The organism is Burkholderia sp. 3C (assembly GCF_054589155.1).
This window is the reverse complement of record NZ_BAAILN010000044.1, coordinates 329,057-332,322: the sequence shown is the minus strand read 5'-3', so window position 1 is coordinate 332,322 and position 3,266 is coordinate 329,057. Positions and strand designations below refer to the sequence as shown.

Here is a 3,266-nt window from a genome sequence, read left to right as displayed (position 1 = left end):
GCTGCGCCGGCTCCCCCGATGGGGGGCCGGCGCGGCGCCTTCGTCCATCTGCGCGGTCATCGGTCGACCAGCGCTGTCGTGCGGCGGCTACGGGTTCTCGCTGGTAGCTGATACGTCAGTCGTCGTATAAGATCGCGTTTTCATGCCCCGGTGCGTCCCGCGCCGGGCGCTGCAACGTCTCACCCCGACACCGAGAGAGGACCCCGCCGTGACTTCGCCGACTTCCACGCCCGCCAAGCCGTTCCGCCGCCTGCTGCTGACGGGTGCCGCCGGCAACCTCGGTCGCCAACTGCGCGCCGCGCTCGGCGACTGGGCCGACATCGTCCGCGTCACCGACATCGCGCCGCTCGGCGAGACGGCGGCCCATGAGGAAGCGGTGGTGGCCGACCTGGCCGACCGCGCGGCCGTCAACGCGCTGGTGGACGGCGTCGACGCGATCGTCCACCTCGGCGGCATCTCGGTCGACGCGCCGTTCGACGCGCTGATCGAGGCGAACATCCGCGGCGTCTACAACCTCTACGCCTCCGCGCATCAGTTCGGCGTGCGCCGCATCGTCTATGCCAGCTCGAACCACGTGGTCGGCTTCCACCCCGTCACGGAAGTCGTGGATGTCGATTCGCCGGCCCGCCCCGATTCGCTGTACGGCGTGACCAAGTGCTTCGGCGAATCGCTGTCGCGCTACTACTTCGACCGCTTCGGCCTGGAGACGGTGTGCCTGCGGATCGGCTCGTCGTTCGAGGCGCCGAGGAACCCGCGCATGCTGGTCACGTTCCTGAGCTTCCGCGATTTCATCGAACTGGTGCGCTGCTCGCTGATGACGAACCGCGTCGGCCACGCGATCGTCTATGGCGTGTCGGACAACCGCACCAAGTGGATCGACAACGCCAAGGCGGCGTTCCTCGGCTATCGCCCGCAGGACAGCTCCACGCCGTTCGAGCACCTGTTCCCGGCCAGCGGCCCGGACAGCAACCTCGACGATCCGGCGCAGCGCTATCAGGGCGGCGGCTTCGTGGTCGGCGAGCCGATGGACGAGCCGAAGATCACGCACTGAAAAAACGAAGCCCCGCGGCCGTTCGCACGGCCGCGGGGCGGCAGGACATCGGCACAGCGCCCGTTGCGATTCGCAGCGGGCGCCGTTGCCGTTTACACCGTCGCGATCGCCGGATCGCTGGTGCTGGCGCGGCCCGTCTCGACGTGGCCGGCGAAGCGGCGCAGGAAGCCGGCGGTGGTGCCGTCGCTGACGGTCAGGTCGTACCAGCCGTGGCTGCCGCGCAGGTCGACGTACTCGTCGAGGCGCTGGCCCGGGAACAGTTCGACGTTGCGCGTCGTGCCGGTGTAGGCGTTGCTGACGGTCAGCCGCACCGGCGTCCTGCCGCGGTTCGACAGGCGCAGCGTCAGGTTGCCGTTGATCACGTCGTAGCCGTACAGCGCTTCGGGGTTCGGCGTGCGGCCGTCGCCGGCCGAGGTGGTGCCGCGGAACTGGCAGAGGAAGCCGTTCGGGCCGTACACCGACAGGTCGTAGAGGCCGAGCGTGGCGGCCGTGCTCCAGCTGTCCGACAGGCGGCGGCGCGCTTCGACCGTATAGGCCCACGGGCCGTCGACGCGGTTCGCGGCCTGCACCTGGAACGCGGCGCCGGCGTTGCCGGTGTTGGCGAACGTCAGCTTGAACTTGCCGGTGGACGCGTCGACGCGGCCGTACGTGAACAGTTCGTAGGGCAGGGCACGCGCCGGGCGCAGCCCGCTTTCCTGCTTCGGCACGGCCTGCGAGGCCGGCGGCAGCGGCACGTAGCTCGGGTGCGTGGTGCGGTCGGGCGGCGCGTAGCCGCTCGTGTCCGGCAGGTTCGGCACGCGCGCGTCCGGATCGCGGAAGTCGAACGCCGAGGTCAGGTTGCCGCACACGGCGCGGCGCCACGGCGACACGTTGCTGGCCACGATGTCGTACTGGCTGCCGAATCGCGCCTCGATGAATTGCAGCAGCGAGGTGTGATCGAAGGTTTGCGAGCAGAGCCAGCCGCCCTTGGTCCACGGCGACACGACCATCATCGGCACGCGCGGGCCGAGGCCGTACGGGCCGGCCATGTGCGAGGCGTCGCCGGGGAACACCTCGTTGGTGGTGGCGACCGTCGACAGGCCGTTGTCGCGCGATTGCGGCGCGAACGGCGGCGGCACGTGGTCGAAGAAACCGTCGTTTTCGTCGTAGGTGATGAACAGCGCCGTCTTGCTCCAGACTTCCGGGTTCGACGTCAGCGTGGCGAGCACCTGCTCGACATACCACGCGCCGTAGTTCGCCGGCCAGTTCGGGTGTTCCGAATAGGCTTCCGGCGAGCAGATCCACGACACCTGCGGAAGCGTGCCGGCGGCCACGTCGGCCTTCAGCACGTCGAACAGCGTGCCGCCCTGGCTGATGTTGGTGCCGGTGCGGGCCTTGTCGTACAGCGGGTTGCCCGGCTGCGCGTTGCGGTACTGGTTGAAGTACAGCAGCGAGTTGTCGCCGTAGTTGCCGATATAGGCGTTGTCGCTGGTCCAGCCCCACGAGCCGGCCGCGTTCAGGCCTTCGCCCACGTCCTGATAGATCTTCCACGACACGCCGGCCTTTTCCAGCACCTCGGGGTAGGTGGTCCAGCCGTAGCCGAGCTCGTCGTTGCCGAGCACCGGGCCGCCGCCCTGGCCGTCGTTGCCGACGTAGCCGGTCCACATGTAGTAGCGGTTCGGATCGGTCGAGCTGGGGATCGAGCTGTGGTACGCGTCGCAAATCGTGAACGCATCGGCCAGCGCGTAATGGAACGGGATGTCGCCGCGTTGCAGGTAGGCCATCGAGGTGGTGCCCTTGTTCGGCACCCACTGGTCGTAGCGGCCGTGGTTCCACGCCGCGTGCATGTCCTGCCAGCCGTGCGGCAGATCCTGGATGAACTGCATGCCGAGGTTGTCGGCGCCCGGGTGGAACGGCAGCACTTCGCCGAGGCCGGCCGGCTGATGGAACACCGACTTGCCGTTCTGCTGCACCAGCGGACGCGGATCGCCGAAGCCCCGCACGCCGCGCAGCGTGCCGAAGTAATGGTCGAACGAGCGGTTTTCCTGCATCAGGATCACGATGTGTTCGATATCGCGGATCGTGCCCGTGCGGCGGTTCGCGGGAATCGCGAGGGCATTGCGGATCACGGGGGGGAAAACGCTGAGCGCGGCGGCGCCGGCAGTGCCGGCGGCGAGGCGCAGAAAGTCACGGCGATGCTTCGTCGTCATGGTGCTCTTCCTGTGCGGCGGGGATG

The 3,266-nt window shown here is 68.7% G+C and carries 2 protein-coding genes; one reads left to right on the top strand and one right to left on the bottom strand.

The window, feature by feature from the left end; all coding sequences use genetic code 11:
- Positions 1-208 precede the first annotated feature (208 nt).
- The gene (locus tag ACYP33_RS07810) at positions 209-1,051 is read left to right on the top strand and encodes an NAD-dependent epimerase/dehydratase family protein (protein ID WP_459620816.1); all 843 of its coding nucleotides are present in this window, start codon (positions 209-211) and stop codon (positions 1,049-1,051) included.
- Between the two features lie 92 nt (positions 1,052-1,143).
- Here the strand turns inward: ACYP33_RS07810 and ACYP33_RS07805 are convergent, their stop codons facing one another.
- Positions 1,144-3,240: a phosphocholine-specific phospholipase C gene (locus ACYP33_RS07805; RefSeq protein ID WP_459620814.1), complete on the bottom strand. Its 2,097-nt coding sequence runs from the start codon at positions 3,238-3,240 to the stop codon at positions 1,144-1,146.
- Positions 3,241-3,266 lie beyond the last annotated feature (26 nt).